Source organism: Epibacterium ulvae (genome assembly GCF_018678075.1).
In the GTDB taxonomy this organism is placed as follows: Bacteria; Pseudomonadota; Alphaproteobacteria; order Rhodobacterales; family Rhodobacteraceae; genus Epibacterium; species Epibacterium ulvae_A.
The window spans coordinates 90,530-98,905 of sequence record NZ_JAHHIR010000074.1 but is presented as its reverse complement, the minus strand read 5'-3'; the positions used below and the strand labels follow the sequence as shown (position 1 = coordinate 98,905).

Sequence of the window (8,376 nt, the reverse complement as noted above, 5' to 3'; positions counted from 1 at the left end):
ACCAACCAGATGAGCCAGATACTCTCTTAGTTTAAGCTGCCATTGGTTCCAAAAACCCTGACGACGGACATGTTAAATGTCTACACCGGTCGTCTTGTCCTGGATTCTGGGGAAGCGGGTGTTCGGTGATCTAATTCAGAGAGACATTCGGTTGTGTCGTGCCGATACAGCACTCCTGCATTCGGTTCGCTGTTTCTCCCTTGTTTGCGACGGTGCAGTGTCTTTTGGGGTTGTCATCGGGGGCGTCTGCTTCTAAATGGCCGTTCTGTTCGCGCGTCCGGCTAAGTGGCATGCCGAGTCGTGTGTATTGCGAACCCGCATTGAAGGAGACGGAAATGCCCAAAATGAAGACAAAGTCGAGCGCAAAGAAGCGCTTTAAGGTTACCGCTAGCGGTAAGGTAAAAGCAGGTCAGGCCGGCAAACGCCACGGTATGATCAAGCGTACCACGAAATTCATCCGTGATGCCCGCGGCACCACCACCCTGTCCAAGCCCGACGCAAAAACCGTCAAGGGCTACATGCCCTACGATCGTTAAGAGGAGATCTGAGCTATGTCCCGCGTTAAAGGTGGTACCGTCACTCACGCCCGTCACAGAAAAGTCATCAAGGCTGCAAAAGGTTATTATGGCCGCCGCAAGAGCACCTTTAAGGTCGCGCGCCAGGCCGTCGATAAGGCCAACCAATATGCAACCCGTGACCGTAAGAACCGGAAGCGGAATTTCCGCGCTCTGTGGATCCAGCGTATCAATGCAGCTGTCCGCAGCCATGACGAGGCGCTGACATATTCGCGCTTCATCAATGGTCTGACCCTGGCCGGTATCGAAGTTGACCGTAAGGTTCTGGCTGATCTGGCCGTGCATGAGCCCGAAGCGTTTGGTGCAATCGTTGCACAAGCGCAGGCCGCACTGGCTGCCTAAGCCTTAAAAAAATCTGTCTGTTTTGACAGTTGAAACCCGTCGGAGTAATCCGGCGGGTTTTTTTATGCGGTTGCGCTGATTTTGTGATGGGGAAGAAAAAGGGTTAATTTTCCTTAATTTTAACAAAATCGGCATTCATTTTTTACGGATGTAATTATTGGAAGACCCAATGGCCCGTATCAGTGAACTCCATTATTCCAACGCCTATGCCGCATCGTCGGGCGTGTCCGAATTCCTTGAGGTGGCCTTGTCACCCAGCGAGGATCCGGCGGATTTCACGGTGTCCTTTTACCAGTCCAACGGTCAGGTCGGCATAGAGATCCCACTGACCCACCCGGATGTGCAGGTCTCGGTCGATCCGGACAATGGTGAGATCATCTATGTCATCTCGGCAGATGATTTTAATATTCTGCTGACCGACCCGGATGGCGGCGGCTCCAACAATTATGAGGCCTATGCGCTGACCAATATCGACACGTCTGAGGTCATCGACTTTTATGACATCGGCGGCGGCACCCAGAATATTGTGGCGGTTGACGGGCTGGCCGCAGGCGAGACTTCGGATAATCTGGCGGTTTTGGTGGGGCCGAACTCCACGACGACCACGCTGCAGTTCAATCAACCAAATCCCGACACGCTGGTGCATGACGTGGTGGGGCCAGGGGACACGGGGATTGCCTGTTTCACCGCTGGGACCCTGGTCGATACCCCGTCTGGGCCACGCCGGGTGGAGGCGTTACGCGCAGGCGATTTGGTGCTGACACAGGATCACGGGCCGCAGGTGTTGCGCTGGTCCGGTCAGACCACCGTGCGCGGGCAGGGGGAGTTTGCCCCGGTGCGCATTGCCCAAGGGGTTCTGGGCGCGGAGAAAGACATCTATGTCTCGCCCCAGCATCGGATCCTGGTGCAGGGGTGGCAGGCCGAGTTGGTGTTTGGTGCCGATGAGGTTCTGGTTCCAGCCAAGGCACTGGTGGACGGCGAACAGGTCACGCGTGCTGATTGCGATCTGGTGACCTATGTGCATCTGCTGTTTGACGACCATCAGCTGCTGCGCACGCATGGGCTGGTGTCCGAAAGCTTTTTGCCCGCAGGTGAAGGCATGAAGGGTTGGGAAAAAGACACCGCCGAGGAGATTTATGCCCTGTTTCCAGAACTGCGTCTGTGCCCGGATGCCTGTCTTACGCCGGTGCGGATGATTGCGCGCACACGTGAGGCCGCGATGCTGGCCGGGCTTGCCGCCTGAGGCGTATCAGTCCGTCGTCGGTTGCTTGTACAAAAGCCAACTGCCAAGCAGCAGCGCGCCCACCGGGAAAACCGCCCAGGGGCCGGAAAAGCTCATCACATTGACGCCGATCAGAAACAGCACCAAGACCCAGATGCGCACGGGGATCGATTTATAGGTTTTGAACCCCATGGCGCGCTCGCCGTAGCGCAGGCCAAACAGCAGCGCAAAGGCAAGGATCGGCCAGGCAGGCCAGAACCCACCGCCGGTGATCAGGTTCAGCAACACCGCGCCGCCAACCCCAAAAACAAACCACTTCTGTGTCTTGCTCTCTAGTGCGAATTGATCCAGTCGCGAGGGTGTCTCATTGTCGGGATCAGGCGCATGGGATTTGGCGTCGAAATCCTCAAAATCATCGTCCCAGACATGGGCCACCCGGTCCTGATGTTCAGATGTCTGCGCGTGGCTTTTGGCTTTGACCTTGGGGCGGAGTTTTTCGAACTTGGCCGCTCCGGCCTCGGCGGTGGTGATCCGATAGACTGAGATCTCGTCGGGCAGGTTCTTCGCGTGTTTTTCGCCGAGGTATTCAAAGCCAATGGTCAGCTTGTTGTGGACCTGATCGTAGACCTGGCGCGAAATCAGGATGCCGCCGGGTTCGGCCATGGTTTGCAAACGCGCGGCCAGATTGACGCCATCCCCCAAAAGGTCCTCGCCGTCGCAGATCACATCGCCTAGGTGGATGCCGATGCGAAAGCGCAGCGCGCCGTCCTTTGCCGCCAGTTCCTGCTGGACCTCAATCGCGCAATGCGTTGCCTCAACCACCGATGGGAAATCCGCAATCAGCCCGTCGCCGGCCGTATTGGCGACCCGGCCACCATGACGTTCGATCAGTTTGAAAAACACCGCGCGGGCGGCTTTCAGCGCAGAATAGGTGCCGACCTCATCGGCTTCCATGGCTGCGCTGAACCGCTCAGCGTCCGCCGCCAAAATGGTAGTGAGTTTGCGTGCAACAAAGGTACTCATCAGTCCAGGTCCCGGGAAAAACAAAAGCGCCGCAGGTCTTCCCTCCCAAGATGGCGTGTCGTAGCGGCAGTTGCAAGGTTTTGCGCAGGGCGCGTGCAGGTTTTGCAGCAACGGCCTCCGGTGGTGGCAGGGCTGCGCGCGTCAGCCCCCTTGCGTTTGGCGGCGCGTGTGGTAGCAGGACTTAAGCAGAATTCGGGGGACCGTCATGGACGATCTTAAGGCAAAATATCTGGGTCAGATTGCCGAGGCCGCAGATGAGAGCGCGCTGGAGGCCATTCGCCTCGCCGCTGTTGGCAAAAAAGGCGAAGTCGCGTTGAAGATGCGCGAGCTGGGCAAAATGACACCCGAGGAACGCCAGGTGGCGGGCCCGGCGCTGAACGCCCTGAAGGATGAGATCAACTCGGCTTTGGCAGCCAAAAAGGCCGGTCTGGCTGATGCTGCATTGGACGAACGTCTGCGCTCTGAATGGCTGGATGTGACCCTGCCGACCCGCCCGCAACGCCGCCAAGGCACGCTGCATCCTATCACCCAGGTGCAGGAAGAGATCACCGCGATCTTTGCCGAGCTGGGCTTTTCCGTGCAGGAAGGGCCGCGCATCGACACCGATTGGTATAACTTTGACGCGCTGAACATTCCCGGCCACCACCCCGCGCGGGCCGAGATGGACACATTCTATATGCACCGCGGTGAAGGCGACAACCGCCCGCCGCATGTGCTACGCACCCATACCTCGCCTGTCCAGATCCGCTCGATGGAAAAACTGGGCGCACCGTTGCGTATCATCTGTCCCGGTGGCGTATATCGCGCCGATTACGACCAGACCCACACGCCGATGTTCCATCAGGTCGAAGGTCTGGCGCTGGACAAAGACATTTCAATGGCGAACCTGAAATGGGTGCTGGAAGAGTTTGTAAAAGCCTTCTTTGAAGTCGACGATGTGGAACTGCGTTTCCGCGCCTCTCACTTCCCCTTCACCGAACCGTCCGCCGAAGTGGACATCCGCTGCTCCTGGGAAGGCGGCACGTTGAAAGTGGGCGAGGGCGACGACTGGCTCGAGGTTCTGGGCTCTGGCATGGTGCACCCCAAGGTCATCGCAGCCGGTGGCATCGACCCCGAGGTCTATCAGGGCTTTGCCTTTGGCATCGGGATCGACCGTCTGGCCATGCTGAAATACGGCATCCCCGACCTGCGCGCCTTCTTCGACAGCGACCTGCGCTGGCTGCGTCACTACGGTTTCCAATGTCTGGACATGCCGACGCTGCATGGTGGTTTGTCGCGTTGACTTAACTTAAAGTTGTGGAATGAATAAAAGGGCGTCCCAAAGGGCGCTCTTTTTGATTGGAGGCTTTATGAAGCGCAATGATGATTTGCTGAGAGAGTTGCTTTTTGAATTTGAGAGTGACGAAAACGATGTACTGCATTTTCGAAAATACCTCAGCATGCCGCAGGAGCAAATCGAACGGAACCATCACGTGGCCTTGCTCTCAGACGCTGGGCTTGTGTCTCAAGTTTCCGACACCGGTTTTAGACTAACAAACATGGGGCATGACTACATCGTAGCTATTCGAGACGATACCATCTGGAACAAAACAAAGTCAGCCGTGGGTGATCTGGGTGGAGCAACACTTGGAATGGTGAAAGACATAGCTATCGCATACCTAAAGCAAGAAGCGACCGAGAAGCTCGGCATTAATTTCTAAAGCCGGGCCGCTTTGCGGCTCGGCACGCGCCTGCCCGCCCCACGGCGGGCGCGTTGCGCCCACCCGGGCAGTCGAGTTCCTTTTGTTGTGATTTACACGAGTGGCCGGGTTTGAAGCATCTCACTAACCCACATGTGAAGTGACTGTTCACCAAAATCTTCTAGGGTCCGGGGCATGAGATATATGCTTGCCCTTGCCGCCACCCTTTTTACCGCTTCTGCCGCCATTGCGATGGGGCCGTGGAAAGCCGTTGACTGTCATCTGGATCAGCCCTGTGAATTGGACGGTCGGTCCTATCATGTGATGGCACCGGATGGCTGGGATGGGGAAAGCCCGCTGCCGGTTCTGGTGCATTACCACGGTTGGGGCCGCAACGGGGTACATGCGCAGCGCAGCGACCGGATTGGCGCCTCGACCAGACGGCGGGGCGTGTTGTTGGTGACGCCTAACAGCGTTGGTCGTGCGTGGGATTATTGGCAGGCCGACAGTGATGAGGTCGATTTCACCAATCGTGTGCTCGAAGATGTCGCGCAGAACTATCCGATTGATTTGGAAAAGATCTACGTCTCTGGCTATTCGCTGGGGTCGGTGATGGCCTGGCGCTATGCCTGTGAAAGCGGGGACCATGTGGCGGCCTTGCTGGCGATTGCGGGCGCGCTGCATGAAGACAGTCGCTGCGACCAAGCCCCGGCTGAGGTGCGTCATGTGCATGGGTTGACCGACACGGTGATGAGCTATTCCAAAGGGCCTGCGGGCGATGATCCCACCTATGCCGTGGGCCTGTGGCGGGCACGCCTTGGCTGTGGTGCGGGCCAAGATGGCGGCGACTGGCACGCGCGCGAATTCCTGACATTTCACCGCAACGCCTGGGACTGTGACGCGGGTAAAGTGGTGTTGGATCTGCATCCGGGCGGCCATTTTGTCCCCCATGGTTGGATCGGCCGGCAGCTGGACGAGCTTTTGGGCCGCACCCCCAGCTATCCTTGAGCGATGAGCGCGCGCAAGGCTTGCACCTTGGGCCATTCTTTGCCATTGCCTGCGGGGTATACGCATGGCTTGCCAAGGGATCCTTGACCGATGAAATTCACGCTGTCCTGGCTGAAAGAACATCTCGACACCACCGCATCTGTGGACGAGATCTGTGAAGCACTTACCGACCTCGGACTTGAGGTTGAAGAGGTGGTGAACCCGGCTGAGACGCTAAAAGCCTTTACCCTGGCCAAAATCGAAGCCGCCGAACAACACCCCGACGCCGATCGCCTGCGCGTCTGCAAGGTTATGACCGATGAGGGCGAGAAACAGATCGTCTGTGGCGCGCCAAATGCGCGAGCCGGGATCACCGTGGTTCTGTGTAAGCCGGGTGATTACGTGCCGGGTCTGGATTTCACCCTGTCGGTTGGCAAAATTCGCGGCGTTGAAAGCCACGGCATGATGGCGTCCTGGCGCGAATTGGAGCTGGGCGAAGATCATGATGGTATTGCCGAGCTGGACAGTGGCGAAGTGGGCGACTCCTTGGTTGATTGGCTGGCGCAGAACGACCCAGCCAAGGTCGACACGATGATCGAGATTGCAATCACCCCGAACCGCCCCGACGCATTGGGTGTCTATGGTATCGCGCGCGATCTGGCGGCGCGGGGCCTGGGCGAGTTGAAGACAACCGAATTCACCCCGATTGATGGCAAATTCCCATGCCCGATCAAAGTGACCATTGATGAGGACACGCTGGACGGCGCGCCGGTCTTTGCCGGGCGTGTGATCCGTGGTGTGAAGAACGGACCCAGCCCCAAGTGGCTGCAGGATCGGTTGACCGCGATTGGTCTGCGTCCGATTTCTACCCTGGTGGATATCACCAACTTCTTCACCTTTGACCAGAACCGTCCGCTGCATGTGTTTGACGTGGCCAAAGTCTCCGGTGATCTGCGCGTGCATCGCGCGACAGGTGGTGAAACCCTGCTGGCGTTGGATGAGAAAGAATACACCTTTGCCGTAGGCCAAATGGTGATTTCGGACGACAAGGGCGTCGAAAGCGTTGCCGGCATTATGGGTGGCGAAGAGACGGGCTGTACCGAGGAGACGGTTGATGTCTTCATTGAAAGCGCGTTCTGGGATCATATCCAGATCGCCACCACCGGCCGCGCGCTCAAGATCAACTCCGACGCGCGTTATCGGTTCGAACGCGGTGTGGATCCGGAATTCACCGTCGAAGGGTTGGAACGTGCGACCCAGATGATCCTCGATCTATGCGGTGGTGAACCGTCCGAGAAGGTGATCGCCGGCGATGTGCCCAACCATGCGCGCGCCTATAAACTGAACCCCGAGCGGGTGCAGTCGCTGGTGGGGATGGAAATCCACGAAAGCGAGCAGCGCCAGACCCTGACCCGTTTGGGCTTCCGTCTCGAAGGCAACATGGCCCATGTGCCCAGCTGGCGCCCCGATGTGATGGGCGAAGCTGATCTGGTGGAAGAAGTGGCGCGGATCGCCTCGCTGACCAAACTGGAAGGCAAGCCACTGCCGCGTTTGACCGATGGCATCCCCAAACCGGTGATGACCGCGCAGCAGCGTCGCATGCAGATGGCGCGACGAACCTCGGCGGCTCTCGGCTATAATGAATTGGTGAGCTATACATTTATCGACCAAGCGGCGGCGGCATTGTTTGGCGGTGGAGACGATATCACCAGACTGGCGAACCCGATCTCATCCGAGATGAGCCATATGCGCCCGGATCTGTTGCCGGGACTGCTGCAGGCGGCTGCCCGCAATCAAGCGCGAGGCTATATGGATCTGGCTCTGTTTGAAGTAGGCCCCGTGTTCCAGGGCGGTGAGCCGGGCGAACAGCGCGAACAGATCGCAGGTCTTCTGGTGGGGAAAAACGGCTCCAAGGATGTGCATGGCGCGTCGCGCGACGTGGATGTGTATGACGCCAAAGCCGATGTTGAAGCGGTGCTGAGCGCGATTGGCGCCCCTGCAAAGGTTCAGATCCTGCGTGAAGGCGATGCTTGGTGGCATCCGGGTCGCCACGGTCGCATTTGCCTGGGCCCGAAAAAGACCCTGGGCGTCTTTGGTGAAGTTCACCCCAAGGTGCTGTCGGAGCTGGGGATCAAAGGCGCGGCGGTTGCCTTTACCATCTGGCCCGAAGAGATCCCGATGCCGCGCAAATCCGGTGCCAACCGCGGTGCGCTGGAAATCAGCGATTTGCAAGCGGTCGAGCGTGACTTTGCCTTTGTTGTCGACACCGAGGTCGAGGCGCTGACGCTGGTCAACGCGGCGGCTGGTGCAGACAAAGCGCTGATCTCCGACGTACGTGTCTTTGACGAATTTATCGGCGGCTCGCTGGGGGAGGGTAAGAAATCCCTGGCCATCACCGTGCGCCTGCAACCCACAGACAAGACGTTGAAGGAAAAAGACATCGAAGCGGTAAGCGCCAAGATCATCGCCAAAGTGACCAAAGCCACCGGCGGTGAGCTGCGCGCCTAAGCTCTGCACTTTATCGAATTTGAAAACGCGCTCCATCTCG

Annotated in this window: 8 protein-coding genes; 7 read left to right on the top strand and 1 reads right to left on the bottom strand. The window is 58.2% G+C overall.

Annotated elements, in window-relative coordinates; translation table 11 throughout:
- Positions 1-335: 335 nt before the first annotated feature.
- The 3 genes from rpmI to KMP13_RS16190 all read left to right on the top strand — a co-directional run bounded on the left by rpmI (position 336) and on the right by KMP13_RS16190 (position 2,160).
- Positions 336-536: a 50S ribosomal protein L35 gene (gene rpmI / locus KMP13_RS16200; RefSeq protein ID WP_153217419.1), complete on the top strand. Its 201-nt coding sequence runs from the start codon at positions 336-338 to the stop codon at positions 534-536.
- 15 nt (positions 537-551) lie between these two features.
- On the top strand, positions 552-917 hold the full coding sequence (gene rplT / locus KMP13_RS16195) for a 50S ribosomal protein L20 (protein ID WP_215267023.1): 366 nt from the start codon (positions 552-554) through the stop codon (positions 915-917).
- Positions 918-1,086: 169 nt separating this feature from the next.
- Positions 1,087-2,160, top strand: coding sequence for a Hint domain-containing protein (locus KMP13_RS16190; RefSeq protein ID WP_215267022.1), 1,074 nt, complete (start codon positions 1,087-1,089; stop codon positions 2,158-2,160).
- Positions 2,161-2,166: 6 nt separating this feature from the next.
- Here the strand turns inward: KMP13_RS16190 and KMP13_RS16185 are convergent, their stop codons facing one another.
- On the bottom strand, positions 2,167-3,162 hold the full coding sequence (locus KMP13_RS16185; protein WP_215267021.1) for an adenylate/guanylate cyclase domain-containing protein: 996 nt from the start codon (positions 3,160-3,162) through the stop codon (positions 2,167-2,169).
- Between the two features lie 205 nt (positions 3,163-3,367).
- On the opposite strand from KMP13_RS16185, the gene pheS reads away from it, so the two are divergent.
- The 4 genes from pheS (at position 3,368) to pheT (ending at position 8,336) form a co-directional block, all read left to right on the top strand.
- Entirely contained in the window at positions 3,368-4,444 is a 1,077-nt protein-coding gene (pheS, locus tag KMP13_RS16180) for a phenylalanine--tRNA ligase subunit alpha (protein WP_215267020.1), read from the top strand.
- Positions 4,445-4,511: 67 nt separating this feature from the next.
- The gene (locus KMP13_RS16175; protein ID WP_215267019.1) at positions 4,512-4,862 is read left to right on the top strand and encodes a DUF2513 domain-containing protein; all 351 of its coding nucleotides are present in this window, start codon (positions 4,512-4,514) and stop codon (positions 4,860-4,862) included.
- Positions 4,863-5,036: 174 nt separating this feature from the next.
- The gene (locus KMP13_RS16170; RefSeq protein ID WP_215267018.1) at positions 5,037-5,849 is read left to right on the top strand and encodes an alpha/beta hydrolase family esterase; all 813 of its coding nucleotides are present in this window, start codon (positions 5,037-5,039) and stop codon (positions 5,847-5,849) included.
- Positions 5,850-5,939: 90 nt separating this feature from the next.
- Positions 5,940-8,336 (top strand): phenylalanine--tRNA ligase subunit beta, encoded by a 2,397-nt coding sequence (gene pheT / locus KMP13_RS16165; RefSeq protein WP_215267017.1) that lies wholly within the window; start codon positions 5,940-5,942, stop codon positions 8,334-8,336.
- The last annotated feature ends 40 nt before the right edge of the window (positions 8,337-8,376 follow it).